Here is a 25,263-nt window from a genome sequence, read left to right as displayed (position 1 = left end):
AAGCTAGCGAAGCGATGCAGAGGCAATGTTTTGCGACGAAGCTAGCGATACGACAAAACAGTCTAATTAAAAGAAGAAAACTATCTGCTTTTCACATTTTGAAACCGTTTACAAAGAATAGAGGAGGAATACACCAATGGCAAAAACAGTCATCATTGATGGGGCACGTACAGCATTTGGGAAATTCGGAGGAAGCTTGAGCTCGCTGAGCGCCAGCGATCTAGGGGCAGCGGCGATCAAAGAAGCGATGAACCGCGCCGGCGTCAATCCGGAAGATATCCAGGAAGTCATTATGGGCAACGTTTTGCAGGCAGGCCAGGGGCAAATCCCTTCACGCCAAGCAGCGAAAAAAGCAGGCATTCCATATCATGTAAAAACGGAAACAATCAATAAAGTCTGTGCGTCAGGGATGCGTTCTGTAACATTGGCGGATCAGCTTATCCGCTTGGGCGATGAGGAATTGATTGTCGCTGGCGGCATGGAATCGATGTCAAATGCGCCATATTATTTGCCGAAAGCTCGTTGGGGCCTTCGCATGGGCGACGCGCAAATGATTGACGGCATGGTCCATGACGGACTTTCTTGCTCGTTCCACCCGGACAAAGTCCATATGGGAACATACGGCAACTCGACTGCAACCGACTTTGACTTGTCGCGCGAGCAGCAGGACGCTTGGTCAGCACGATCACACGAACGCGCCATCATTGCACGCGCTCATTTTGCGGAAGAAATTGTTGTGCTTGAAATTCCACAGCGCAAAGGCGACCCAATCAAAGTCGATCGAGATGAAGCGCCGCGCGAAGACACGACAGCAGAAACCTTGGCAAAATTGCGCCCAGCATTTGGCAAGGACGGCACGATCACAGCCGGCAACGCGCCTGGCATCAATGATGGGGCAGCCGCACTTGTGCTGATGAGCGAAGAACGCGCTGAAAAAGAAGGCAAAAAGGCATTAGCTTACGTGCTTTCCCACGCGGAAGTGGCAGTTGAGCCGCATCGTTTCCCGGAAACACCTGGGATTGTCATCAACGAAATCCTGAAAAAAACAGGCAAATCGTTGGAAGACATCGATTTATTCGAAATCAACGAAGCGTTTGCCGCAGTTGCATTGGCAAGTTCGAAAATTGCTGGATTGGATGCAGAGAAAGTCAACGTCAATGGCGGTTCTGTCGCACTTGGCCATCCAATTGGAGCTAGCGGAGCACGCGTCATTTTGACGCTTGCATATGAATTGAGACGCCGCGGAGGCGGCATCGGCATTGCAGCAATCTGCTCAGGCGGCGGACAAGGCGATGCGATCATGATAGAAGTTCCAAAACAGGAGGCAAACTAATAATGTCGATTCAAATCGTAATGGTGATCGGGGCAGGACAAATGGGTTCCGGCATCGCTCAAGTATGTGCACAAGCAGGATTCAACGTGAAATTGAATGATATGAAGCAAGAAGCATTTGACCGCGGCATAGCGGCAATAACTAAAAACTTAGCGCGCAACGTCGAAAAGGGCCGTTTGTCTGAAGAAGAAAAAACGGCAATTCTAAGGCGCATCACGCCATCGTTGGATTTGAACGATGCACACGATGCAGACATCGTTATTGAAGCAGCAGTCGAAAACATGGCAATCAAGCACACCATCTTCAAAACGCTTGATGAAGTGGCTCCGAAACATGCGATATTGGCATCGAATACATCGTCGTTGCCAATCACTGAAATCGCAGCAGCGACGAACCGTCCGGAACAAGTAATCGGCATGCATTTCATGAACCCGGTACCGGTCATGAAGCTGGTGGAAATCATTCGCGGACTTGCGACAACGGATGAAGTTTATAAAACGGTCGAAGAAATGACAGTGAAATTGTCAAAAACGCCAGTGGAATGCAATGACTTTCCTGGTTTCGTTTCCAACCGCATCTTGATGCCGATGATCAATGAAGCGATATTCACGCTGCAAGATGGCGTCGCTTCAAAAGAAGCGATCGACGACATTATGCGCCTCGGCATGAACCACCCGATGGGACCGCTGCAATTAGCTGATTTTATCGGCCTTGATACATGCCTTTACATCATGGAAGTGCTGCACGAAGGTTTCGGCGATAGCAAATACCGCCCAAGCCCGTTGTTGCGCCAATACGTTAAAGCCGGATGGCTCGGCAAGAAAACTGGCCGCGGATTCTACGAATACAGCTAACTTTAGGGGGAACCGCAATGGATTTGCGATTTACAGAAGAACAATTGATGATGAGAAACATGGTACGCGATTTCGCGAAAGAAGAAATCACGCCTTATATCGAAAAAATGGAAGAAGGCCATTTCCCAAGAGAGATTCTAAAAAAAATGGCAGAACTCGGCTTGATGGGCATCACGGCTCCTGAAAAAGTAGGCGGCTCTGAGATGGACTTTACGTCTTACATCATCGCCATCCACGAATTATCAAAAGTCAGTGCCGTTATCGGTGTCATTCTTTCTGTCCATACGTCAGTCGGCACAAATCCGATCCTGAACTTTGGCACAGAAGAGCAAATTCAGAAATACGTGCCGAAGCTTGCTTCTGGCGAATACCTGGGCGCTTTCGCTTTGACTGAACCGTCAGCCGGTTCGGATGCGGCAAGCTTGAAAACCAAAGCCGTGTTCCAAGGCGATCATTACGTTTTAAATGGCTCAAAAGTATTTATCACAAACGGGGGCGAAGCCGATACATACATCGTTTTCGCATCGACCAAACCGGAAGCCGGTTCACGCGGCATTTCTGCTTTTATTGTTGAAAAAGATTACCCGGGCCTGATCGTCGGGAAAGACGAAAAGAAAATGGGCCTTCACGGCTCACGCACCGTCCAGTTGACGTTCGACAATATGAAAGTGCCGGCTGAAAACCTGTTGGGCAAGGAAAACAAAGGCTTCAGCATCGCCATGGCAAACTTGAACGTCGGACGCATCGGCATCGCAGCACAGGCGCTCGGCATTGCGGAAGCGGCATATGAACATTCAGTGGCTTACGCGAAAGAACGCGTCCAATTCGGCAAACCGATTGCGCAGCAGCAAGGCATCGGCTTTAAATTGGCCGATATGGCGACGCAAGTCGAAGCGGCAAAATTGCTGGTCTACAACGCAGCAGACCTATATGCCCGCGGCAAAGATTGCAATAAAGAAGCATCAATTGCGAAGCTTTTCGCCTCAAAAGCGGCGATGGATGTGGCAATCGAAGCGGTTCAAGTATTCGGCGGCTACGGCTACACGGAAGATTATCCGGTAGAAAGATTATTCCGCGACGCAAAAATCACGGAAATCTATGAAGGCACAAGCGAGATCCAACGAATGGTCATCAGCAAACAATTGGTAAAATAAATAGCTTATAAAACAACAAAATGGAGGAATTTGACAATGAATTTTCAATTGAGTGAAGAACATGTAATGATCCGCAAAATGGTACGCGACTTCGCGAACAAAGAAGTGGCGCCGACTGCTGAAGAACGCGACGAAGAAGAGCGTTTTGACCGCGAAATTTTCGACAAGATGGCGGAACTTGGCCTGACAGGCATTCCGTGGCCAGAAGAATACGGTGGCATCGGTTCGGATTACTTGGCTTATTGCATCGCTGTTGAAGAGTTGTCCCGCGTCTGCGCATCTACTGGCGTAACCCTTTCCGCGCATACGTCACTTGCTGGATGGCCGGTATATACATTCGGCACAGAAGAGCAGAAACAGAAATACTTGCGCCCGATGGCTGAAGGAACGAAAATCGGTGCTTACGGCCTGACAGAACCAGCTTCAGGATCTGATGCTGGCGGCATGAAAACGAACGCAAAAGAAGACGGCGACCATTACATCTTGAACGGTTCAAAAATCTTCATCACAAACGGCGGCATAGCGGACATCTACATCGTCTTCGCGGTAACGGATCCGGAATCGAAGCAAAAAGGCACGACGGCGTTCATCGTCGAAAAAGACTTTGAAGGCTTCTCTGTCGGCAAAAAAGAAAAGAAACTCGGGATCCGTTCAAGCCCGACAACTGAAATCATTTTTGACAATTGCCGTGTACCAAAAGAGAATATGCTTGGCGAACTTGGCCAAGGCTTCAAAATCGCTATGCAGACGCTTGACGGCGGACGCAACGGTATCGCTGCACAAGCAGTCGGCATCGCACAAGGCGCAATGGACGCATCGATCACTTATGCAAAAGAGCGCGAGCAATTCGGCAAACCGATTGCAGCCAACCAAGGCATCTCGTTCAAATTGGCAGACATGGCGACTTCCATCGAAGCTTCACGTTTGTTGACGTATCAGGCGGCTTGGCTTGAATCGAACAAAATGTCCTACAGCAAAGAATCAGCAATGGCGAAATTGATGGCCGGCGACACAGCGATGAAAGTCACAGTTGAAGCGGTTCAAGTATTCGGTGGCTACGGCTACACGAAAGACTATCCGGTTGAGCGTTTCATGCGTGACGCGAAAATCACGCAAATCTACGAAGGCACACAGGAAATCCAACGTTTGGTGATTTCCCGTATGGTCACGAAGTAAGCGGAGGGATCGCTCATGAACAGAAAGCGTGAAGTCCAGTCCTCCGTGAAAGACGAAAGCCTGATTGCTAAGCGCCGGGCACAGATGATCCGGGGCGCTGTCACGCTTTTTAAAGAAAAGGGCTTTCACCGGACGACAACAAGAGAAATCGCAAAAGCTTCAGGTTTTAGCATTGGGACATTGTACGAATATATTCGGACCAAAGAAGACGTCTTGTATCTTGTCTGTGACTCGATCTACGACGAAGTGCATGCACGCTTCGACGCACTCGACATCGACAAAGGATCGCTCGAAGTGCTCGTCACGGCAATCGGCCATTATTACGGGCTGATCGACGATATGCAGGATGAGTTTGTGGTCATGTACCAGGAATCGAAATCGCTGCCGAAAGATGCACTGCAATATGTCCTCAATAAAGAAATGGAAATGGTTTCTTTATTCGAAGGCCTGTTGGCAGACTGTGCGGCAAGCGGCGAGCTGAAGTTGACGCCGAAAGAAATCACGTTGGCGGCCCATCATTTATTCGTCCAAGGACAGATGTGGGCATTCAGACGCTGGGCGCTGCGTGATTTCACAATTGAAGAATTCATCGAATTACAGACTCAATTTCTGTTGCAGGGGATGGCAGGGGAAAAAATCAACATACAGGGGGTTAAATAAAACATGGCAACTATACAAGAACAATCGACTTATAAGCCGAAGAACCATGTACGTTTCGTCACTGCTTCAAGTCTATTTGACGGCCACGATGCGTCAATCAACATCATGCGCCGCATTTTGCAGGCGAGCGGAGCAGAAGTCATCCATTTGGGGCATAACCGTTCCGTAGAAGAAGTAGTCAACGCGGCAATTCAGGAAGATGTGCAGGGCATCTGCATTTCTTCTTATCAGGGCGGCCACATGGAATACTTCAAATACATGCACGATTTGCTGGCCGAAAAAGGCGCTGGCACCATCCGCATCTACGGAGGCGGGGGCGGCGTAATCTTGCCGCGCGAAATCAAGGAACTTGAAGAATACGGCATCGCCGGCATTTTCTCACCGGAAGACGGCCGCAAAAAAGGCCTTCAAGGCATGATCCTGGAGATTGTCGAAGAATGCGATTTCTCCACAGTGAAAGAAAATCTTCCAGCGGATGCTGTATCTGCAGAGGATCCAGTAGGTTTGGCCCACATCATCACCGCAGCTGAAGAAGCACACACGCGTGAAACCAACACGGATGCACTGCTTGCGGCAGTACGCGCGAAATCGAAGAATACACCGGTGCTCGGGATTACAGGTACAGGCGGAGCGGGCAAAAGCTCGCTGACGGATGAATTGATCCGCCGCTTCCTGTCAGAACTTCCGGACAAAAAGATCGCCATTTTGTCGATTGACCCGACCAAACAGAAAACGGGCGGCGCGCTTCTAGGCGACCGCATCCGCATGAACGCCATCTTCAACAATCGTGTGTTCATGAGAAGCTTAGCAACTCGCGGCTCGCGCACTGAAATTTCACGCGCGCTCGGCGATGTCCTTGACGTCGTGAAAGCAGCCGGCTTCGACCTGATTGTCGTTGAAACGAGCGGCATCGGTCAAGGAGACGCGGAAATCGCGAACTTCTCGGATGTATCGATGTACGTCATGACAAGCGAGTTCGGTGCACCGACTCAGTTGGAAAAAATCGACATGATCGATTACGCGGATCTGATCGTGATCAATAAATTCGAGCGCAAAGGCTCGGAAGATGCTTTGCGCCAAGTGCAGAAGCAATTCCAACGCAGCCACTTGCGCTGGGATGATGAGCTGGAAAAAATGCCGGTATTCGGTACAATCGCCAGCCAGTTCAACGATAAAGGCACAAACTCCTTGTTTGCGGCATTAGTCGGCATCGTCAACGAAAAATGCGGCACGGACTGGACAACGGATTACGAGCAATTCGCTAAAACGCAAAAAGAGAACTTGATCATTCCAAACGACCGCCGTTATTATTTGCGTGAGATTACGGATACGGTCCGTGGCTACCATGCGAAAACGATTGAACAGGCTGCATTTGCGCGCCGGATCTACCAGCTTGAAGGCGCCATGGAAACTGTGAAGGAAAAAGCGCCGGATGATGCACTTTTGGCATCACTCAAATCGCTTGCTGATGGCATGCGCGATGAGCTGACAGCGGAATCCAAACGAATTCTTGAAAACTGGAAATCCATTAAAGAAGCCTACGCCGGCGACGAGTTCGTGACGACAGTCCGCGACCGGGAAATCCGCACGATTCTGCGGACAGAAAGCCTTGCAGGCTTGAAAATCCCACGCGTTGTCCTGCCGAAATTCGAAGATTACGGTGAAATTTTGAAATGGGTTTATTTAGAAAACGTACCGGGTTCATTCCCTTATACAGCGGGAGTATTCCCGTTCAAACGTGAAGGCGAAGATCCAAAGCGCCAGTTTGCGGGCGAAGGAACTCCAGAACGCACAAACCGCCGCTTCCATTACCTGTCGAAAGACGACGACGCGAAACGCTTGTCGACGGCATTCGACTCAGTGACGCTATACGGTGAAGACCCTGACCACCGCCCGGACATCTACGGAAAAGTCGGCGAATCAGGGGTGTCGATCTGTACGCTTGAAGACATGAAGAAATTATACGAAGGCTTTGATTTATGCGCTCCGTCCACTTCGGTCTCGATGACGATCAACGGACCTGCGCCGATTATCCTGGCAATGTTCATGAACACGGCAATCGACCAGCAAGTGAAGCTGAACGAAGAGAAGTTTGGCCGTGCATTGACGCTGGAAGAATTCACTGAAGTTCGTGAAAGCACGCTGCAAGTCGTCCGTGGAACGGTGCAAGCCGACATCCTGAAAGAAGATCAAGGGCAGAACACGTGCATCTTCTCAACGGAATTCGCGCTTCGCATGATGGGCGACATCCAGCAATACTTTATCGACCATAAAGTACGCAACTATTATTCGGTATCGATTTCCGGCTACCACATCGCGGAAGCAGGAGCGAACCCGATTTCACAATTGGCGTTCACGTTGTCGAATGGCTTCACGTACGTTGAGTACTACTTGAGCCGCGGCATGAACATCGATGATTTTGCGCCGAACCTGTCGTTCTTCTTCTCGAACGGCTTGGATCCGGAATATACGGTCATCGGCCGCGTGGCACGCCGCATCTGGGCAGTCGTTATGCGCGATAAATACGGCGCAAACGAACGCAGCCAGAAGCTGAAATACCACGTTCAGACTTCCGGGCGCAGCTTGCACGCGCAGGAAATCGATTTCAACGATATCCGCACGACATTGCAAGCATTGATGGCGCTTCAGGATAACTGCAACTCGCTGCACACGAACGCTTATGACGAAGCCATTACGACTCCGACAGAAGAATCAGTGCGCCGCGCGATGGCTATACAAATGATCATCACCAAAGAGCACGGCTTGTCCAAAAATGAAAACCCGCTGCAAGGCGCGTTCATCATCGAAGAAATGACGCAGCTCGTCGAAGAAGCGGTGCTTTCTGAATTTGACCGCATCAACGACCGCGGAGGCGTCCTGGGCGCGATGGAAACGCAATACCAGCGCGGCAAAATCCAGGAAGAGTCGATGCATTACGAAATGAAGAAACACACTGGCGAATTGCCGATTATCGGAGTCAATACGTATTTGAATCCGAATCCGCAAACAGACGATGAAATCAACGCAATGGAAATCGCTCGTGCCACAACAGAAGAAAAAGAAACGCAAATCGCCAACTTGCGCACTTTCCAGGAACGCAACGCTTCAGAAGAAGCATTGATGCACCTGAAACAAGTCGCAAAATCAGGCGGCAACATCTTTGAAGAATTGATGGACACCGTCAAAGTGGCGAGCCTCGGCCAGATCACAACGGCTTTATATGAAGTAGGCGGGCAATACCGCCGCAACATGTAAGCAAACAAAGCAAACCGCTTGCGGACGACATCCGCAAGCGGTTTTTTGTGCGGAAGTATTTACGCTCGCGGTGCCAAATAGAAGAATAGATTTAATAATAACTCTCTGTAAAAAGATTAACTCCAAATCTTTTATGAAAAGCTTTTCGTTCTTGAACTTAAAGTTTTTGAGTAAGCGCTATAAGTTTTGGAGAAAGACAGCGTGAAAAAAGAAAATTGGATGCATTTCGCAGGCGAAATGTGAAAAACAAGCGGTGCAGCAGGTTAGGGAGCGGGAGAGTTCAGTATTAGAGGGTGCGACGGAGATTTATGCGCGTTCGGGAGAATTTACGAGCGTGCACGTAGAATTCCGCTCTCCGGCAAGATGCGTGTCGCATTGCTCACCGAACTTCGGTATAATGAGAGAAAATTCAATGTTGGCCACTAAAGGATGGACGCCCATGCCGAAATACGTACACTACAGCATAATGGTCCTCTGCATCGTGCTCATTTTCTTTCTTTACAATAGAGCGCTTGGATCGATTCCATTTCTGATCTTGTCGTTTTACTTGTTTTTTTTCGGTTGGATGCAGCTAAAGGACAGAAAAAAGAAAACACGGTAGCGGAGCGCACCGACTTTGTATATAATGAATTAAGTTAAGATAGTAGAAGGGACGTGCACAGATTGAAATTACGCGAATTATCAAGAGACGAACTAATCGAAGAGTCATTTGTTGACTTAACATATGCAATGCTCGAAGAAACGCACGAAACAAAAACATATGCTGAGCTTATCGCAGAAATCGAGAACTTGCTTGGACTAACGAAAGAGGACATGAAAGCCCGCCTTGTGCAGTTCTATACAGACATGAACATTGATGGCCGCTTTCTGATTCTTGGCGAAAACCGTTGGGGACTGCGTGAATGGTACCCGGTTGAACAAATCGAAGAAGAGTCTGCGCCGACTGTAAAAGCCCGCAAGAAAAAGACCAAAGTTGCCGGGGATGATGGCTTTGATGATATGGACCTCGAGCTGGAAGACGAATTAGAGTTCGATGACTTTGAAGAAGACGACGACGATGACGATATCGATATTGTACCGGAAGATGATATATTGAAATCACCTGAAGTGGAAGTTATCGATTTTGATGTCGACGATGATGAAGAAGACGTAGACGTGCTTGTCGAAGACTTGGACGGCAATATCATCGATGAAGAAGAAGACGAAGATGAAGACGACGACGAGGATTTGAAGTAGTCTGAACATTTTTTTACCTTGACTTATGAGGCTGGACTGGATAAGATTTTATTGGGCTCCTTAAAATAGGAGAAATGATTCGTACAGTCTACGCGCTCCCCCTGCACCTTGCAGGCGGAGCGCTTTTTATTTTTCATCATCAGAGGAGGAAAACAGAATGACAAAGTATATATTTGTAACCGGCGGGGTTGTATCGTCGCTTGGTAAAGGGATTACCGCCGCTTCACTCGGCCGCTTGCTGAAAAACAGAGGCTTGAAAGTAACAATCCAGAAATTCGATCCGTACATCAACATTGACCCGGGTACAATGAGCCCGTATCAGCACGGAGAAGTTTATGTAACAGACGACGGCGCGGAAACGGACTTGGATTTGGGGCATTACGAGCGTTTCATCGACATCAACCTCAACAAATACTCGAATGTGACGACGGGAAAAGTCTATTCGACAGTAATTCAGAAAGAACGCCGCGGCGATTACCTGGGCGGTACAGTCCAAGTTATTCCGCATATTACAAATGAAATTAAAGACCGCTTGGTGCGCGCTGCTAAAACAGCTCAAGCGGATGTAGTCATCACTGAAATTGGCGGGACGGTAGGCGACATTGAATCGCTGCCATTCCTGGAAGCGATTCGTCAAATGAAATCGGATCTAGGCCGCGAAGAAGTCATGTACATCCACTGTACATTGATTCCATATCTTGGCGCTGCTAAAGAAATGAAGACAAAACCGACGCAGCATAGCGTTAAAGAGCTGCGCAGCCTTGGCATTCAGCCAAACTTGATTGTTGTCCGCACGGAACATCCAGTGCCGCAGGACATGAAAGACAAAATCGCGTTATTCTGCGACATTAAAGCGGAAGAAGTCATTGAATCCCGTGATGTAGATGTAATTTACGAAATGCCGCTTCGTTTGCAGGAGCAGAACATGGACCAAATCGTCCTTGACCATTTCGGCATCGAAGCGCCGGTTGCAGATATGACAGAGTGGAACCAATTGGTGGATAAAGTGAAATCATTGACTAAATCGGTCCGCATCGGGTTGGTTGGGAAATATGTAGAGCTTCAAGACGCGTACATTTCTGTAGTGGAAGCGATGAAACATGCAGGTTTCGCATTTGATTCTGAAATTGAAGTCGAATGGATCAATGCAGAGCACATCAACGCAGAAAACGCTGCTGAGAAATTGCAGCACGTTGACGGAATCTTGATCCCTGGCGGATTTGGTGACCGAGGCGTAGAAGGCAAAATTGCCGCGACGCAATATGCACGTGAAAACAAAGTGCCGTTCTTCGGAATTTGCCTGGGCATGCAGCTGGCTTCTGTCGAATTCGCACGCAGCATCATGAACTTGAACGGTGCGCATTCTTCGGAGCTTGATCCGAAAACGCCTTATCCGGTAATCGACTTATTGCCTGAACAGAAAGACATTGAAGACTTGGGCGGCACGCTGCGCCTCGGCTTGTACCCTGCAAAATTGCAGCCAGGCTCGAAAGCCCACGAAGCGTACGGCGAAGAATTAGTGTATGAACGCCATCGCCACCGCTACGAGTTCAACAACGAGTACCGTGAGCAATTCGAAGCGGCCGGATTTAAGTTCTCGGGAACTAGCCCGGATGGCCGCCTAGTGGAAATCATTGAGCTTGAAGACCATCCTTGGTTCCTGGCTTGCCAATTCCACCCGGAATTCATTTCACGTCCGACACGTCCACAGCCTCTATTCAGAGAGTTTATCCGCGCGTCGCTCGGCGAATAATAATGGCCAAACCAAAAGCCTTCCCGATTTTTTCGGGAAGGCTTTTGTCTTAGGTTTCAATCTTTCAGCACTTCATCTATCGCTGTCTTCACTGCATAGTAGGCGAATAAGGCCCCCATTGCATCGGGAACCACCGTCCGGCTGCCGTTGTCCTGAAGCAACAGGCCATTGTCGATATGGAGCGAGATGAACGCGTCGGCTTCAACCGGTTCACGCGTTCGTGCGGCGAGCATGGCGAACGGCAGCTGCGCATCGTTCAAGCGTCCGGCCAATTCATCGCCTTCGCGGTTCACGGCTAGGATCCATACGCGGTCGGCATGCGTAACAATGCTCTCAGGATGCCATTTCGCTGCACATCGCAGAGGTTCTTCGCCTTCCAGTGCAGCAGTGAGCACGGCGCTCATTTCTCCGAAGGCTGCCAGGTAAATGGTCCCTTCACCAGCTGCTGCTTGGGCGAGCAGGTGCGCGGTATCTTCGATCGCTTCAGACTGTGTAGCGATTTCCTGAAACAGGCAGGCCAATTGAGTTGCCAACATTTTCATGGTTTCACCTCTTTATTTGAGTATAGCAGACGAAGTATGGTAGAAATAATTCCCTGAATTTAGTAAAATGGAAAGTAAGTACAGAAGGGAATGAAGACTCTTGAAAACGATACTGATTGTTGATGACCAGACGGGTATCCGGCTTTTATTGAATGAAGTATTCAAAAAAGAAGGGTTTCATACCTTGATGGCTGCAAATGGACCGCAGGCTTTGAAGCAGGCGGAGGAAAACTGTCCGGATATTGTACTGCTGGATATGAAAATTCCTGGCATGGACGGCATAGAGATCTTGAAGAACCTGAAAAAGATGCACCAGGATATCAAAGTGATCATGATGACTGCTTATGGCGAGCTAGATCTCATCAAGGAATCGATGGTCAGCGGGGCATGCTGTTATTACACAAAACCGTTTGACGTCTTCGAAATCCGTGACGCTGTAAAGGAATTGTTAACAGATTGATATATACGAAAGTGGCGAAAGCAAGCGGTTTTTGTTATAGTAAAAAGGATATTCGGTTAGAGTCACAGCTGAGGAGGAATTATGCAATGGCATTGGTTTCAATGAAAGACATGATGATTAAAGGTAAAAAAGAAGGCTATGCAATCGGCCAATTTAACTTAAACAACCTTGAGTTCACTCAAGCGATCTTAAAAGCGGCACAAGAAGAGAATTCACCGGTTATCTTAGGTGTCTCTGAAGGCGCGGCTCGCTACATGGGCGGATTCACGACAGTTGTCCACATGGTAAAAGGCTTGATGCATGATTATAAAATCACGGTTCCTGTCGCGATCCATCTTGACCACGGATCAAGCTTCGAAAAGTGCAAAGAAGCAATTGACGCTGGCTTCACTTCAGTGATGATCGACGCATCGCACCATTCATTTGACGAAAACATTGAAATCACGAAGCAAGTGGTTGAATACGCGCACAAGAACAATGTTTCAGTGGAAGCTGAACTTGGGATCGTCGGCGGGCAAGAAGACGATGTCATCGCTGACGGCGTCATCTACGCAGACCCGCAGGAATGCAAAGCCCTTGTCGACGCGACTGGGATTGATTGCTTAGCGCCAGCACTTGGTTCTGTACACGGACCTTATAAAGGCGAACCGAACCTCGGCTTCAAAGAGATGGAAGAAATTTCTCAGCTATGTGACGTTCCATTGGTCCTTCACGGAGGAACTGGAATTCCGACAAAAGATATTCAGCGCTCTGTCTCTCTAGGCACAGCGAAGATCAATGTCAACACAGAAAGCCAAATCGCTTCTGCTAAAGCCGTGCGCGAAGCATTGGCGAAAGATGCGGAAATGTACGATCCACGCAAATACATGACACCTGCACGCGATGCAATCCAAGCGACAGTATCAGGCAAAATGCGCGAATTCGGAAGTTCAGGCAAAGCATAAAATCATACATGATGGATGAAAGAGGGAAGCGTCCGATAGGTCTCTTCTCTCTTTTCCATAAACCAGGAGGATAAATGATGAAATTTTTTATCGATACAGCAAACTTTGAAGAAATTAAAGAAGCACACGCATGGGGGATTCTTTCAGGCGTTACAACAAACCCGTCGCTAGTGGCTAAAGAAAAGAACGTTTCTTTCCATGATCGCTTGAAAGAAATCGCGGCATTGGTCGATGGTTCAATCAGCGGCGAAGTTATCGCACTTGATGCAGAAGCCATGATCGAAGAAGGGCGCGAATTGGCGGCTCTTGCTCCGAACATTACGGTTAAATTACCGATGACTCCGGATGGCTTGAAAGCTTGCGCAGTTTTAGCCAGCGAAGGCAAAAAGGTTAACGTAACGTTAATCTTCAGTGCGAACCAAGCTCTTCTTGCAGCACGTGCAGGAGCGGCATACGTATCGCCATTCCTTGGGCGTCTTGATGATATCGGCCATAACGGCATGGATTTAATCTCGACAATTTCTGATATTTTTGACATTCACGACATTAAGACTGAAATCATTGCAGCATCGATTCGTCATCCACAACACGTAACGGATGCAGCATTGAACGGTGCACACATCGGTACGATGCCGATTAATGTAATGAAACAAATGTTCAAACACCCACTGACGGACAAGGGGATCGAAGCATTCCTTGCAGATTGGGAAAAGCGTACAGCTGAATAACAGCGCATTGCGAATCTGCGTTCAGCGAATAATTCTAAGCCTGTGAATGTTAGAAGAACCAATCGTACTTTTAGGGGGAGGGCTACACTTAGCTGCCCGCCTTTCTGAAGTATGACAAAGGAGAAATTAAATTAATGGATGTTTATAAAATAAAAGGCGGTAAACGCTTATCAGGCACGATAAAAGTAAACGGGGCAAAGAACAGTGCGGTAGCATTGATCCCCGCATCAATTTTAGCGAATTCACCGGTGCAAATTGAAGGCTTGCCGGAGATTTCAGACGTTTGGACATTAAAAAATATTCTTGAAGAAATCGGCGGGGAAGTGTCTTTCGAAGACGGCATAATGAACATCGATCCGACAAATATGATCGATATGCCATTGCCGAACGGCAACGTCAAAAAATTGCGCGCTTCTTATTATATGATGGGCGCAATGCTTGGCCGTTTTAAACATGCTGCAATCGGGCTTCCCGGCGGATGTTTCTTAGGCCCTCGGCCAATCGACCAGCACATCAAAGGATTTGAAGCGTTGGGTGCAAAAGTGACGAACGAACACGGTGCAATCTACTTGCGCGCGGACGAACTAAAAGGTGCGAAAATCTATTTGGACGTTGTCAGTGTAGGGGCGACGATCAACATTATGCTTGCAGCAGTTCTTGCAACAGGGCAAACAGTCATTGAAAATGCGGCAAAAGAGCCGGAAATCATTGATGTTGCTACTTTGCTGACGAATATGGGTGCGAAAATCAAAGGTGCAGGAACGAACGTTATCCGCATCGACGGCGTCGAAGAGCTTCACGGCACCAATCATACGATCATTCCTGACCGCATTGAAGCGGGTACATTCATGATTATGGCGGCTGCCATCGGCGACGGCATCACAATCGACAATGTCATTCCTTTCCATATGGAAGCTTTGACTGCGAAACTCCGCGAAATGGGCGTTGATGTCCAGGAAGGCGAAGAATCGATTTATATCCCGAAACCGGAGCAATTAAAGGCGATTGATGTTAAGACTTTAGTTTATCCAGGTTTCGCAACAGACTTGCAGCAGCCATTCTCGGCATTGATGACGCAAGCAACAGGTTCCTCGATGATTACAGATACGATTTATTCTGCCCGCTTTAAACACATTGACGAATTCCGCCGCATGAACGCAAGTGGACGTGTCGAAGGGCGTGCTGCTATTATCACTGGGCCGACGCCACTGACCGCTGCAACTGTCGTAGCATCTGATTTGCGCGCAGGAGCTGCACTTGTCATTGCTGGTTTGATGGCAGAAGGCGAAACGGAAATCCGCGAAATCTATCACATTGAACGTGGCTATTCGAAGATCATCGATAAGCTGCAGGGCCTTGGGGCAGATATCCGCAGAGAAACGATTGACCCGGTCGCGAGTGCAAAGTCCGACCTTAGCCAGAACGCTAATTGACTTCTTTTTAGCTTGTCGATTTATGCTACACTTAAAGGAATTGAGTTATAGCTAAACAGGAGGAATTCACCTTATGGAACGAAGTTTATCAATGGAACTGGTGCGGATTACAGAAGCTGCTGCAATTGCTTCAGCGAAATGGATGGGACGAGGCTTGAAAAACGAAGCGGACGACGCTGCAACAACGGCGATGCGCAGCGTATTCGATACGATTCCGATGCGTGGAGTCGTTGTAATTGGCGAAGGCGAAATGGATGAAGCGCCAATGCTTTATATCGGCGAAGAACTCGGTACGGGCAATGGTCCGGAAGTCGATGTTGCGGTTGACCCTCTTGAAGGGACGAATATCGTAGCTGCTGGCGGCTGGAACGCACTTGCTGTACTGGCCATCGCTGACCGCGGAAACTTGCTGAACGCTCCCGATATGTACATGGATAAAATTGCAGTAGGCCCTGAATCTGTCGGCAAGATCGACATCAATGCATCGGTTATTGATAATCTTCGTGCTGTCGCGAAAGCAAAAAACAAGGATATTGAAGACGTGGTTGCAACAATCATTGACCGTCCGCGCCATAAAGACGTCATTGACCAAATCCGTGCCGCAGGCGCACGCATCAAATTGATCACTGACGGCGATGTGGCTGGAGCTCTCAATACGGCTTTCGATAAAACCGGCGTTGACATTCTTTTCGGCATCGGTGGTGCTCCTGAAGGCGTCATCGCAGCGGTAGGCTTGAAGTGCCTTGGCGGTGAAATCCAAGGGAAGCTTCTTCCGCAAAACGAAGAAGAAGCGCAGCGCTGCATCGATATGGGACTTGATGTCAACAAAGTCTATATGATGGAAGACCTTGTTAAAGGTGACGACGCAATTTTTGCGGCGACTGGCGTAACAGACGGTGAATTGCTGCGCGGCGTCCAGTTGAAAGGCGCTTTTGCAGAAAGCCACACACTGGTTATGCGCGCGAAATCAGGCACGGTCCGCTTTGTTGAGGGTCGCCATAGCTTGAAGAAAAAACCGAACCTGGTAATGAACGATTAATTTCCCTACTTCAAAATGAGTCCGGCATATTGCCGGGCTCCTTCTTTAAAATCTTTCCTTACTTTCAACGAACAATCCCCAAAATAGCTTCCTAAAAAATGAATAAGAGTGGTGTCCATTAATGACAACGATTACGATTTCCGCATTGGAAAACATGACGCTGAAAGAGCTTTATAATTTGGCGAAAGAATACAAACTGACAAATTACAGCAAATTGACGAAAAAAGAATTGATTTTTGCGATTCTGAAAACACGGGCGGAACAGGAGGGGTTCTTCTTTATGGAAGGCGTCCTTGAAATCATCCAGTCGGAAGGGTTCGGCTTCCTGCGCCCAATCAACTATTCACCGAGCTCGCAAGACATTTACATTTCCGCGTCCCAAATTCGCAGATTCGATCTGCGGAACGGCGATAAAGTTTCCGGCAAAGTGCGTCCACCGAAAGAAAACGAACGCTATTTCGGCTTATTGCAAGTCGAAGCGGTGAACGGGGAAGACCCGGAAGTTGCAAAAGAGCGAGTCCATTTCCCTGGTTTAACACCGCTTTATCCGGACCGCCAGATCAAGCTTGAAACGACGCCGGACCATTTATCAACGCGCATCATGGATCTTGTTGCACCTGTCGGATTCGGCCAGCGCGGATTGATCGTAGCTCCGCCGAAAGCCGGCAAGACGATGCTGCTGAAGGAAATCGCGAATTCGATTACGACCAACCATCCTGAAGCGGAATTGATCGTCTTGCTGATCGACGAACGTCCGGAGGAAGTGACCGATATCGAGCGTTCCGTCGATGCCGACGTTGTTTCGTCGACGTTTGATGAAGTGCCGGAAAATCACGTCAAAGTGGCGGAATTGGTGCTTGAGCGCGCAATGCGTCTTGTTGAGCACAAACGTGATGTCATCATCTTGATGGATTCCATCACACGCCTGGCCCGAGCATATAATTTGGTTATTCCGCCAAGCGGCCGTACACTATCAGGAGGGATTGACCCAGCGGCATTCCACCGGCCAAAACGATTTTTCGGAGCGGCACGCAATATCGAAGAAGGCGGAAGCTTGACGATTTTGGCGACAGCGTTGATCGATACAGGTTCACGCATGGACGAAGTGATTTACGAAGAATTCAAAGGCACCGGCAATATGGAGCTGCATCTTGACCGCAGCTTGGCAGAACGCCGTATTTTCCCAGCACTCGACATCCGCCGGTCTGGCACACGCAAAGAGGAATTGCTGCTTGATCCGGAACAGCTGGAAAGATTGTGGTCAATCCGTAAGACATTTTCGGATTCATCCGATTTCGGCGAACGTTTCCTGAAAAAGCTCAGCAAGACAAAAACTAATGAAGAATTTTTCGAACAGCTGAACAGCGAAATGAAAGCTCATCGCGGCAGCAAAAAGATGATTTAATTACTTGCAAAAACGAGTAGCATTTGATATGATTATGAAAGTGAATTAATACATGACTATTGCATATATGGCCTAAAGAGCCATGTAAGGCAATAGCAAAATAGATTATGAACTCTGTTCCAGATGGTTCAGGGCGAGAGGAGAAAAACACATGAAAACAGGTATTCATCCAGATTACAAACAAGCAACAGTAACTTGCTCTTGCGGCAACAGCTTCACTACAGGTTCTGTAAAAGAGAACATCAACGTCGAGCTTTGCTCAGAGTGCCACCCATTCTACACTGGACGCCAAAAATTTGCTGCTGCAGACGGCCGCGTAGACCGTTTCAACAAAAAATACGGCATCAAAGAAGAAATCAACGAGTAAGATCAAAATATACCTGCCCAGCGCGAAAACGCGAGGCAGGTATTTTTTCGTTTATAAACCCTTTAAGTGCGGTGGTTTATACAATTCCGAACGCAATATATAGATAAAAAAGCAGTAATCAGCTTGAATTTTAGGTATGATAATAAATGATAAAAGCGTTTGAAAGGGGTCTCACATATGTACGTCATGAAACAGTCAGGCTGGGTAGAGCTGATTTGCGGGAGCATGTTTTCAGGAAAATCGGAGGAATTGATCCGCCGTGTGCGCCGCGCACAATTTGCAAAACAAAAAATTGCCGTATTTAAACCGAAAATTGATAATCGCTTTAGTGAAGAAGCGGTCGTATCGCATAATGGAACAACAGTCATCGCATTGCCAATCGAACATTCCGAGGAATTGTGGAATTACATTTCGGACGAATTCGACGTCATTGCCATCGACGAAGCCCAATTTTTCGATGGGGCAATTATTGATAATGTCCAAAAACTTGCAGACCACGGATTCCGTGTCATCGTAGCGGGACTTGATCAGGATTTCAGAGGGCGTCCATTCGGCCCGATGCCGGATCTTTTAGCTGTCGCAGAGCAAGTAACGAAATTACAGGCAGTCTGCACCGTATGCGGATCACCCGCAAGCCGCACACAGCGTCTCATCGACGGCCGGCCGGCAGGTTCAGATGACCCGACAATCTTAGTCGGAGCGTCCGAAGCCTACGAACCACGCTGCCGCCACCATCACGAAGTGCCAGCAGGCGTTACTGTTAATAGATAACAGTAAGTTCATTTGCTTCTCTTCTATATAAGAAGAGAAATTTTGAACTTAGTCTTCTAAGCAGAAAAGGCGCATATTGATAATTAAATCTCTAAGCGAAGGCGCGAACACTGGCTAGACGAAGCAAGAAGACAGGCGTTCTTTGCCTGGCTTCTTGCGGGAGTCATGCCCTGAGCGACCGGAGCGTTGGGTAAAAAATTTCCTATATAATAACACAATGAAAATAGAAATAGAGGTGATTCGGGATGTTTGATCGATTACAATCTGTAGAAGATCGATACGACCGATTAAATGAATTGCTGAGCGACCCGGAAATCGTCAGCGATACAAACAAGCTCCGCGAGTATTCCAAGGAGCAGTCGGATTTGCAGGATACGGTGGAATCTTACCGTGAATATAAAGACGTCAAAGAGCAATTGGATGGCGCGAAAGCGATGTTCGACGACAAGCTGGACGCCGATATGCGCGAAATGGTCAAAGAAGAAGTGGCCGAACTGGAAGAGCAATTAGAAACGATTGAAGAGCGCCTTCATATTTTATTGATTCCCAAAGACCCTAATGATGACAAAAACGTCATCATGGAAATCCGCGGAGCTGCGGGCGGCGACGAGGCGGCATTGTTTGCTGGAGACCTTTACCGCATGTACAGCCGCTTTGCGGAGTCGAATGGCTGGAAAGTGACGGTCATGGATTCAAGCCCGACAGGCCTCGGCGGTTTCAAAGAAATCGTCTTCATGATTTCCGGCAAAGGCGCTTATTCGAAGTTGAAATATGAAAACGGAGCACACCGCGTTCAGCGTGTTCCAGAAACAGAATCGGGTGGCCGTATCCATACGTCTACTGCAACTGTAGCTTGCTTGCCGGAAGTGGAAGAAGTCGAAGTGGAAATCCATGACAACGATATCCGCACCGACACTTATGCTTCCTCAGGGGCAGGCGGACAATCCGTCAATACGACAATGTCGGCGGTACGCTTGACGCACATTCCGACAAACACAGTCGTAACGTGCCAGGATGAAAAATCCCAGATCAAAAACAAAGCGAGTGCGATGAAAGTTCTTCGTGCGCGTGTTTACGACAAGTTCCAGCAGGAGGCGCAAGCTGAATACGATGCTGTCCGGAAATCGGCAGTTGGGACCGGCGACCGTTCTGAACGGATCCGTACGTATAATTTCCCGCAAAACCGTGTAACAGACCATCGCATCGGCCTTACCATCCAGAAATTGGACCAAATCATGCAAGGCAAGATGGATGAAATCATGGAGGCTTTGATTGTGGAAGAGCAGTCTGCCAAAATGGAAGCATTGAATAATGACTGATGTGAGACGTGTGTACGAGGCCCTTAACTGGGCTTCTTCTTTTTTAAAAGACAAAGGCCGCGAAGAAAATGCTGCGCGCCTCTTGCTGCAGCATGAACTCGGGATGTCGCAGGCCGGATTGCTTGCGTCTCTTCGCGATCTATTGGACCCGGAACAGGATGAACGTTTCCGCCGCAATATCGAACAGCATGCAGCAGGCGTGCCGGTACAGCATTTGACCGGCGTTGAGGAATTTTATGGCCGCGAATTTGAAGTTAATAAAGATGTCCTGATCCCGCGCCCGGAAACGGAAGAACTAATAGAAGAAACGCTCGAATTGGTGCAGCGATATTTTCCTGCCGGCAATCCTTCGATTGTTGATATTGGTACAGGAAGCGGAATCATCGCTATCACGATGAAATGCGAACTGCCGGCTTCAGAAGTTGCCGCTGTGGATATCTCAGAAAGTGCGCTTTTTACAGCGGAACGCAATGCAACGAAGCATGGAGCGAAAATTGATTTTAAGCTAGGCGATTTGACAGAGCCGATCAGTGGGCGTAAATGGGACATTGTCTTATCCAACCCGCCCTATATCGGGTATGATGAAAAGGCGGAACTGTCCGACACGGTACGTGATTTTGAACCCCATACTGCCTTATTTGCTGACGAAAAAGGCCTTGCTTTATACAGCCGAATGGCCCGTGAATTGCCAGCTTTGTTGAATAAACCCGGCATTATCGGTTTTGAAATCGGCCATGCACAGGGAGAAGCAGTAAAAACCATGCTTAAAGAAGCTTATCCCCAGGCAGAAGTATACGTCAAAAAAGATATCAACAAAAATGACCGTATGGTCTTTTGCATTAACGCGTAGTTACTAACATTTTATAGGCAGATTCAAAGAAGTTATCCACTGTTTGTGGATAGAATGATAGAAAACCTGTTAAAATAGGAGTTGTTAACATGCAGACAGGAACCATACTTGTGGATAAAAATGTGAATAAAGAAGAAACTTACTCACAGGCTGTGGAAATATTGAAAGATGGAGGCATTGTAGCTTTTCCGACAGAAACAGTTTACGGTTTGGGCGCAGATGCCACAAATCCACATGCTGTCGCTAAAATATTTGAAGCGAAAGGGCGACCAGCGGACAATCCACTGATTGTCCATGTCGATTCAAAAGACAGTGCTTTAAAATATGCAGAAGAGCTTTCGCCGTTGGCCCTCCAATGCATGGATGCTTTTTGGCCAGGCGCTTTGACCTTGATTGTCAAAGCGAAATCAGACCAATTTGCAGATAATGTTACTGCCGGGCTTTCTACAGTAGGCATTCGCGTGCCGGACCATCCGGTGGCGTTGAATTTATTGAAACGGCTGCCGTTTCCGCTCGCAGCGCCGAGCGCTAATACGAGCGGCAAACCAAGTCCGACATTAGCGGAACACGTCTATCACGACATGAAAGGGAAAATCCCACTCATTCTGGATGGTGGGGCGACAGCTATCGGGCTGGAATCGACGGTGCTCGATATGACGTCGGAACCGCCTGTGATTCTTCGGCCGGGACGCATTTCGCAAGAGCAGATCGAAAGCGTGATCGGCAAAGTGAGGCTGTCTTCTGAAATCCAAGGAAATGCCCCGAAATCGCCTGGCATGAAGTATATCCATTACGCGCCGGAGGCTCCGGTCTATTTGATTGAAAATGACCCGGCGTTGATTGAAAAAGCGATTGAGTATGTACAGAAAAACGGTAAAAAAGTGGCCGTTTTAAGTGAGCATGAATTTAAAACCGCTGACTTCCATTTTCCGTTGACTGCGGAAACGCTTTATGCCAGTTTGCGGAAATGTGATTTAATGGACGCCGACATGATTTTGGCGGCAGTATCGGCGAATGTTGAAAAAGGCGATGCAATGATGAATAGGCTTGAAAAAGCGGCTGATCACAAATGGTTCTGCTAATCCAATGACAAGGCGGTGGATGGGATGAAAATTTTCTTTGTTTGTACTGGAAACACGTGCCGTAGCCCGATGGCTCAGGCCTTGCTCGCTGCGAAAGAGTTGCCTGGAATTGAAGTGCGGTCAGCTGGCATTTTTGCTGGCGAGGCACCGTTATCGAGCCATGCCCGTACCGTACTCGAGGAAGACGGAATCGATTTTCAGCATATATCCAAGCAGCTTTTGCCGGGGGATATCCGCTGGTCGTCGCTAATATTGACGATGACCGCTACCCATAAGCAATATTTGATGCAGAATCATCCAGAAGCAGGCGACAAGATTTTCACACTGAAGGAATTTGCAGAAGGGCGTCTGGCGGATGTCAGCGACCCTTACGGCGGTTCCTTGAATACTTATCAACAGACATATACCGAGTTGAAAAAGCTGATTGATAAACTTGTGGATAAATTAAATGGATATTGAAAGCCGGCTATCTGCGAAAAGCGGATGGCTTTTTTATTTGGCCTTGCTCGATATTCCTTGCATGCCAGCTTTGTAGGTTTTTCAGCGCAATAATGTTAGAATGAGAGAAAAGTGGAAGCCGCGTTTTTAGGTGATCCGCTCAAACAGAAAACAGAAAAGAGGGTTTTTCATGAAAATTGCTATTTCTTCAGACCACGGCGGCAACGTTCTGCGCAAAGACATCATGAATTTACTGGATGAAACAGGTATAGAATACAAGGATTTCGGACCACAGACAGATGATTCCGTGGATTATCCGGATTACGCCAAACCAGTGGCAGATGCAGTTGTGAGTGGCGAATACGACCGCGGTATCCTGATTTGCGGTACAGGAATCGGCATGTCGATCGCAGCCAATAAAGTGGACGGTATCCGCGCCGCTTTAGTCCATGATGTTTTTAGTGCAAAAGCGACAAGAGGGCATAACGATTCCAATATTCTTGCCATGGGCGAACGCGTTGTTGGACCTGGCCTTGCACGGGAAATCGTCAAAACATGGCTGGCGGAAGAATTTGAAGGTGGACGCCACCAGAACCGCATACAGAAAATTTCTAACCTCGAAAACTAATCGAAGGGGTGGGCGATATGCAGACTTTATGGGAGTTGCAGCTTGAAGAAGTGCTCAGTGAATTAGAGCAGCAGATCCAGTTTAAGAAAGGACAGGTATTCGTTATCGGCTGTTCGACATCTGAAGTCGCCGGTCAGCGCATCGGCACAGGGGGCGGGCTCGATATCGCGGAAAGTTTATTCCAGCCGCTGGAGAAATTCGCCGCGCGCCATCGTATTTTTCTGGCTTTCCAAGGCTGTGAGCATATTAACCGTGCAATCACGATCGAGCGGCAGGCGGCGGAAAAATACGGTTTGGAACCGGTGTCCGTCATTCCTGTGCCGAAAGCAGGGGGCTCGATGAGCGCATACGCATTCACCGCGATGACCGACCCGGTCGTTGTTGAAGAGATTCAGGCACATGCCGGAATCGATATCGGCCAAACAATGATTGGCATGCATTTAAAAAGAGTAGCCGTTCCACTCCGAACTTCTGTTAAACTAATAGGAGAAGCGATTGTCTCAGCCGCTACAACACGGCCGAAATTGATCGGCGGGGAGCGTGCGCGCTACAATCGTCAGCTTGTTCACTTACAGGAGGGATTTACAGATGGAGATGGAATTGATTAAAGCGCAAGACCCGGCAGTTTATGAAGCAATGGAAGCAGAAAAGCAGCGTCAGGAAGCGAACATTGAACTGATCGCCTCTGAAAACTTCGTGTCACCAGCAGTAATGGAAGCCCAAGGTTCAGTTTTAACGAACAAATACGCGGAAGGCTATCCTGGCAAACGTTATTACGGTGGCTGTGAATTTGTGGACATTGTAGAAAATATTGCACGCGACCGCTTGAAAGAAATTTTCGGCGCAGAACATGCAAACGTGCAGCCGCATTCAGGATCACAGGCCAATATGGCAGTTTACACGGCGGTCTTGGAAAAAGGCGACACGATTCTCGGCATGAACTTGAATCATGGCGGCCATTTAACGCACGGCAGCAAAGTCAATTTTAGCGGTATGCAGTATAATTTCGTGGAATACGGCGTCAACAAAGACACGCAATTGATCGATTACGACGTTGTGCGTGAAGTGGCGTTAGAACACAAGCCGAAAATGATCGTAGCTGGCGCTAGTGCATATTCCCGCCAACTGGATTTTGTTAAATTCCGTGAAATTGCGGATGAAATAGGCGCATACTTGATGGTCGACATGGCGCATATTGCAGGCTTAGTGGCTACGGGTGCACATCCGAACCCAGTTCCGCATGCACATTTCGTCACGTCAACTACCCATAAAACACTTCGGGGACCGCGCGGCGGTTTGATTCTCTGCAAAGAGGAATTCGCAAAAAAAATCGACAAAACCATCTTCCCTGGCATTCAAGGCGGACCTTTGATGCATGTAATCGCTGCTAAAGCGGTGGCATTCGGAGAAGCACAGCAGCCTGAATTCAAGACTTATATCGAACAAGTAGTCAAAAATGCGCAAGCATTAGCGGAAGCGCTGATGGCTGAAGGGGTCAATATCGTATCCGGTGGCACAGAAAACCATTTGCTGCTGCTCGATTTGAGATCGTTGAATTTGACAGGAAAAGTAGCTGAGTACGCACTTGACGAAGTCGGCATCACAACAAACAAAAATACGATTCCATTCGATCCGGAAAGCCCATTTGTTACTTCAGGTATCCGTTTAGGAACACCTGCTGTGACTTCTAGAGGATTCAAAGAACCTGAAATGAAAGAAATTGCTTCAATCATGGCTTCTTTGTTGAAAGACCCTGAAAACGAAACGGTGAAAAAAGAAGCAGCGGAGCGCACAGCAAAGCTGACAGCAAGTTTTCCGTTGTACAAATAAGGGAAT

The 25,263-nt window shown here is 48.1% G+C and carries 24 protein-coding genes; 23 read left to right on the top strand and 1 reads right to left on the bottom strand.

Annotation, left to right across the window (positions count from 1 at the left end; genetic code table 11):
* Positions 1–136 precede the first annotated feature (136 nt).
* The 8 genes from AC4EHJ_RS07605 to pyrG all read left to right on the top strand — a co-directional run bounded on the left by AC4EHJ_RS07605 (position 137) and on the right by pyrG (position 11,421).
* Positions 137–1,333 carry an acetyl-CoA C-acetyltransferase gene (locus AC4EHJ_RS07605; protein ID WP_490974955.1) on the top strand — a complete coding sequence of 399 codons (1,197 nt, stop codon included), beginning with the start codon at positions 137–139 and terminating at the stop codon, positions 1,331–1,333.
* 2 nt (positions 1,334–1,335) lie between these two features.
* Positions 1,336–2,187 (top strand): 3-hydroxybutyryl-CoA dehydrogenase, encoded by an 852-nt coding sequence (locus tag AC4EHJ_RS07600; RefSeq protein ID WP_490974954.1) that lies wholly within the window; start codon positions 1,336–1,338, stop codon positions 2,185–2,187.
* A gap of 17 nt (positions 2,188–2,204) precedes the next feature.
* Complete coding sequence (locus AC4EHJ_RS07595; protein WP_490974953.1) at positions 2,205–3,341, top strand: acyl-CoA dehydrogenase; 1,137 nt, start codon at positions 2,205–2,207, stop codon at positions 3,339–3,341.
* 36 nt (positions 3,342–3,377) lie between these two features.
* Complete coding sequence (locus tag AC4EHJ_RS07590; protein WP_490974952.1) at positions 3,378–4,517, top strand: acyl-CoA dehydrogenase; 1,140 nt, start codon at positions 3,378–3,380, stop codon at positions 4,515–4,517.
* Positions 4,518–4,532: 15 nt separating this feature from the next.
* A complete protein-coding gene (locus AC4EHJ_RS07585; protein ID WP_490974951.1) occupies positions 4,533–5,177 on the top strand; it encodes a TetR/AcrR family transcriptional regulator in 645 nt (214 codons plus the stop codon).
* Between the two features lie 3 nt (positions 5,178–5,180).
* Positions 5,181–8,432 carry a fused isobutyryl-CoA mutase/GTPase IcmF gene (gene icmF / locus AC4EHJ_RS07580; protein ID WP_490974950.1) on the top strand — a complete coding sequence of 1,084 codons (3,252 nt, stop codon included), beginning with the start codon at positions 5,181–5,183 and terminating at the stop codon, positions 8,430–8,432.
* 663 nt (positions 8,433–9,095) lie between these two features.
* A complete protein-coding gene (rpoE, locus tag AC4EHJ_RS07575; RefSeq protein ID WP_490974949.1) occupies positions 9,096–9,668 on the top strand; it encodes a DNA-directed RNA polymerase subunit delta in 573 nt (190 codons plus the stop codon).
* Between the two features lie 157 nt (positions 9,669–9,825).
* Entirely contained in the window at positions 9,826–11,421 is a 1,596-nt protein-coding gene (gene pyrG, locus AC4EHJ_RS07570; RefSeq protein WP_490974948.1) for a CTP synthase, read from the top strand.
* Between the two features lie 56 nt (positions 11,422–11,477).
* Here the strand turns inward: pyrG and AC4EHJ_RS07565 are convergent, their stop codons facing one another.
* The gene (locus AC4EHJ_RS07565) at positions 11,478–11,963 is read right to left on the bottom strand and encodes a DUF2529 family protein (RefSeq protein ID WP_490974947.1); all 486 of its coding nucleotides are present in this window, start codon (positions 11,961–11,963) and stop codon (positions 11,478–11,480) included.
* A 100-nt stretch (positions 11,964–12,063) separates the two neighbouring features.
* Here AC4EHJ_RS07565 and AC4EHJ_RS07560 point away from each other — a divergent pair, with 100 nt between their 5' ends.
* The 15 genes from AC4EHJ_RS07560 to glyA all read left to right on the top strand — a co-directional run bounded on the left by AC4EHJ_RS07560 (position 12,064) and on the right by glyA (position 25,257).
* Positions 12,064–12,423, top strand: coding sequence for a response regulator (locus tag AC4EHJ_RS07560; RefSeq protein WP_490974946.1), 360 nt, complete (start codon positions 12,064–12,066; stop codon positions 12,421–12,423).
* A gap of 86 nt (positions 12,424–12,509) precedes the next feature.
* Complete coding sequence (locus AC4EHJ_RS07555; RefSeq protein WP_490974945.1) at positions 12,510–13,367, top strand: class II fructose-bisphosphate aldolase; 858 nt, start codon at positions 12,510–12,512, stop codon at positions 13,365–13,367.
* A gap of 77 nt (positions 13,368–13,444) precedes the next feature.
* Positions 13,445–14,095 carry a fructose-6-phosphate aldolase gene (gene fsa, locus AC4EHJ_RS07550; protein ID WP_490974944.1) on the top strand — a complete coding sequence of 217 codons (651 nt, stop codon included), beginning with the start codon at positions 13,445–13,447 and terminating at the stop codon, positions 14,093–14,095.
* 134 nt (positions 14,096–14,229) lie between these two features.
* The gene (gene murA, locus AC4EHJ_RS07545; protein ID WP_490974943.1) at positions 14,230–15,528 is read left to right on the top strand and encodes a UDP-N-acetylglucosamine 1-carboxyvinyltransferase; all 1,299 of its coding nucleotides are present in this window, start codon (positions 14,230–14,232) and stop codon (positions 15,526–15,528) included.
* A 73-nt stretch (positions 15,529–15,601) separates the two neighbouring features.
* Positions 15,602–16,567, top strand: a complete 966-nt coding sequence (glpX, locus tag AC4EHJ_RS07540; protein WP_490974942.1) for a class II fructose-bisphosphatase — start codon at positions 15,602–15,604, stop codon at positions 16,565–16,567.
* A gap of 121 nt (positions 16,568–16,688) precedes the next feature.
* The gene (gene rho, locus AC4EHJ_RS07535) at positions 16,689–17,972 is read left to right on the top strand and encodes a transcription termination factor Rho (protein WP_490974941.1); all 1,284 of its coding nucleotides are present in this window, start codon (positions 16,689–16,691) and stop codon (positions 17,970–17,972) included.
* Between the two features lie 151 nt (positions 17,973–18,123).
* Entirely contained in the window at positions 18,124–18,339 is a 216-nt protein-coding gene (gene rpmE, locus AC4EHJ_RS07530; RefSeq protein ID WP_074510520.1) for a 50S ribosomal protein L31, read from the top strand.
* Between the two features lie 177 nt (positions 18,340–18,516).
* Positions 18,517–19,110: a thymidine kinase gene (locus tag AC4EHJ_RS07525; RefSeq protein ID WP_490974940.1), complete on the top strand. Its 594-nt coding sequence runs from the start codon at positions 18,517–18,519 to the stop codon at positions 19,108–19,110.
* Positions 19,111–19,355: 245 nt separating this feature from the next.
* Entirely contained in the window at positions 19,356–20,429 is a 1,074-nt protein-coding gene (gene prfA, locus AC4EHJ_RS07520) for a peptide chain release factor 1 (protein ID WP_490974939.1), read from the top strand.
* Positions 20,422–21,279 (top strand): peptide chain release factor N(5)-glutamine methyltransferase, encoded by an 858-nt coding sequence (gene prmC, locus AC4EHJ_RS07515; RefSeq protein ID WP_490974938.1) that lies wholly within the window; start codon positions 20,422–20,424, stop codon positions 21,277–21,279. The genes prfA and prmC overlap by 8 nt, the downstream gene beginning before the upstream one ends.
* A gap of 89 nt (positions 21,280–21,368) precedes the next feature.
* Positions 21,369–22,361 (top strand): L-threonylcarbamoyladenylate synthase, encoded by a 993-nt coding sequence (locus AC4EHJ_RS07510; RefSeq protein WP_490974937.1) that lies wholly within the window; start codon positions 21,369–21,371, stop codon positions 22,359–22,361.
* A gap of 24 nt (positions 22,362–22,385) precedes the next feature.
* Positions 22,386–22,820: a low molecular weight protein arginine phosphatase gene (locus AC4EHJ_RS07505; RefSeq protein WP_490974936.1), complete on the top strand. Its 435-nt coding sequence runs from the start codon at positions 22,386–22,388 to the stop codon at positions 22,818–22,820.
* Positions 22,821–22,989: 169 nt separating this feature from the next.
* Positions 22,990–23,427: a ribose 5-phosphate isomerase B gene (gene rpiB, locus AC4EHJ_RS07500; RefSeq protein ID WP_490974935.1), complete on the top strand. Its 438-nt coding sequence runs from the start codon at positions 22,990–22,992 to the stop codon at positions 23,425–23,427.
* A gap of 17 nt (positions 23,428–23,444) precedes the next feature.
* On the top strand, positions 23,445–24,035 hold the full coding sequence (locus tag AC4EHJ_RS07495; protein ID WP_490974934.1) for a TIGR01440 family protein: 591 nt from the start codon (positions 23,445–23,447) through the stop codon (positions 24,033–24,035).
* Positions 24,016–25,257 carry a serine hydroxymethyltransferase gene (gene glyA / locus AC4EHJ_RS07490; RefSeq protein ID WP_490974933.1) on the top strand — a complete coding sequence of 414 codons (1,242 nt, stop codon included), beginning with the start codon at positions 24,016–24,018 and terminating at the stop codon, positions 25,255–25,257. The genes AC4EHJ_RS07495 and glyA overlap by 20 nt, the downstream gene beginning before the upstream one ends.
* The last annotated feature ends 6 nt before the right edge of the window (positions 25,258–25,263 follow it).

The sequence above is a fragment of the Planococcus sp. TJ-301 genome (genome assembly GCF_058268475.1).
Note: the sequence above shows the minus strand (reverse complement) of the source record. Positions and strands in the feature narration are given on the sequence as shown.

Coding starts and splice junctions, on each gene's coding strand:
- prfA (WP_490974939.1), top strand. CDS start 19,356: ATGTTTGATCGATTACAATCTGTAGAAGATCGATACGACCGATTAAAT.
- rpiB (WP_490974935.1), top strand. CDS start 22,990: ATGAAAATTGCTATTTCTTCAGACCACGGCGGCAACGTTCTGCGCAAA.
- glpX (WP_490974942.1), top strand. CDS start 15,602: ATGGAACGAAGTTTATCAATGGAACTGGTGCGGATTACAGAAGCTGCT.
- rpmE (WP_074510520.1), top strand. CDS start 18,124: ATGAAAACAGGTATTCATCCAGATTACAAACAAGCAACAGTAACTTGC.
- AC4EHJ_RS07595 (WP_490974953.1), top strand. CDS start 2,205: ATGGATTTGCGATTTACAGAAGAACAATTGATGATGAGAAACATGGTA.
- AC4EHJ_RS07510 (WP_490974937.1), top strand. CDS start 21,369: ATGCAGACAGGAACCATACTTGTGGATAAAAATGTGAATAAAGAAGAA.
- AC4EHJ_RS07600 (WP_490974954.1), top strand. CDS start 1,336: ATGTCGATTCAAATCGTAATGGTGATCGGGGCAGGACAAATGGGTTCC.
- pyrG (WP_490974948.1), top strand. CDS start 9,826: ATGACAAAGTATATATTTGTAACCGGCGGGGTTGTATCGTCGCTTGGT.
- AC4EHJ_RS07525 (WP_490974940.1), top strand. CDS start 18,517: ATGTACGTCATGAAACAGTCAGGCTGGGTAGAGCTGATTTGCGGGAGC.
- AC4EHJ_RS07565 (WP_490974947.1), bottom strand. CDS start 11,963: ATGAAAATGTTGGCAACTCAATTGGCCTGCCTGTTTCAGGAAATCGCT.
- AC4EHJ_RS07505 (WP_490974936.1), top strand. CDS start 22,386: ATGAAAATTTTCTTTGTTTGTACTGGAAACACGTGCCGTAGCCCGATG.
- rho (WP_490974941.1), top strand. CDS start 16,689: ATGACAACGATTACGATTTCCGCATTGGAAAACATGACGCTGAAAGAG.
- fsa (WP_490974944.1), top strand. CDS start 13,445: ATGAAATTTTTTATCGATACAGCAAACTTTGAAGAAATTAAAGAAGCA.
- icmF (WP_490974950.1), top strand. CDS start 5,181: ATGGCAACTATACAAGAACAATCGACTTATAAGCCGAAGAACCATGTA.
- AC4EHJ_RS07590 (WP_490974952.1), top strand. CDS start 3,378: ATGAATTTTCAATTGAGTGAAGAACATGTAATGATCCGCAAAATGGTA.
- prmC (WP_490974938.1), top strand. CDS start 20,422: ATGACTGATGTGAGACGTGTGTACGAGGCCCTTAACTGGGCTTCTTCT.
- murA (WP_490974943.1), top strand. CDS start 14,230: ATGGATGTTTATAAAATAAAAGGCGGTAAACGCTTATCAGGCACGATA.
- AC4EHJ_RS07605 (WP_490974955.1), top strand. CDS start 137: ATGGCAAAAACAGTCATCATTGATGGGGCACGTACAGCATTTGGGAAA.
- AC4EHJ_RS07495 (WP_490974934.1), top strand. CDS start 23,445: ATGCAGACTTTATGGGAGTTGCAGCTTGAAGAAGTGCTCAGTGAATTA.
- glyA (WP_490974933.1), top strand. CDS start 24,016: ATGGAGATGGAATTGATTAAAGCGCAAGACCCGGCAGTTTATGAAGCA.
- AC4EHJ_RS07585 (WP_490974951.1), top strand. CDS start 4,533: ATGAACAGAAAGCGTGAAGTCCAGTCCTCCGTGAAAGACGAAAGCCTG.
- AC4EHJ_RS07555 (WP_490974945.1), top strand. CDS start 12,510: ATGGCATTGGTTTCAATGAAAGACATGATGATTAAAGGTAAAAAAGAA.